The organism is Bradyrhizobium sp. SHOUNA76 (genome assembly GCF_023006445.1).
Taxonomy (GTDB): Bacteria; Pseudomonadota; Alphaproteobacteria; order Rhizobiales; family Xanthobacteraceae; genus Bradyrhizobium.
In genome coordinates this window covers 1-569 of record NZ_JALBHA010001100.1, presented here as the reverse complement: position 1 = coordinate 569, position 569 = coordinate 1, and the positions used below count along the sequence as shown (strand labels likewise).

Annotated in this window: 1 protein-coding gene; it reads right to left on the bottom strand. The window is 65.7% G+C overall.

Annotation, left to right across the window (positions count from 1 at the left end; translation table 11 throughout):
* The coding region (locus MOV74_RS39965; RefSeq protein WP_246933083.1) for a LysR family substrate-binding domain-containing protein at positions 1-569 on the bottom strand (569 nt) is incomplete at both ends.

The following is a 569-nucleotide window of genomic DNA, read 5'->3' as shown; positions in this document are numbered from 1 at the left end:
CGCTCTGCTTCGGCCGCAGCGACACGAAGCGCACGCCCGTCACCGCCATCCGCGCGGTCCAGCGCGGCACGATCGCGACCCCAAGCTTCGTTGCGACAAGATTGATGATGGTTTGCTTCTCATCAGCAACCTGCACCATGCGCGGCGTCAACCCGGCCTGTTCGAACAACTTCATCGTGAGGTCGTGGCTGTGAGGCCGCGAGCGGCGGTCCGGTACCAGCATCGCCTCTTCGGCGATCTCGGCCAGCGTGATCGACGTCCTCTTGGCCAGCGCATGCCGCTGCGGGAATGCCACGATCGCGGTTTCCTGGAGCAGATCGCGGAATTCGAGCCGCTTGTCCGCACTGGCGGGCGGACGAACAAAGGCGAGATCGAGCGCGCCGGTCAAAATCTTTGGCAGCAGCCGGACGGTCTTGTCCTCGAGAAGCTGCACCGCGATGTCGGGATGTTTTGCGCGGAAGTCGCGCAAGAGCGCCGGCAACAGCCCGGCCGCGGCACTGTCGATGGCGCCGACCCGGAGTTTTCGAGCAGCCCCCGCGCGCGAGCGATTGCGCAGATTGCTCGCGACC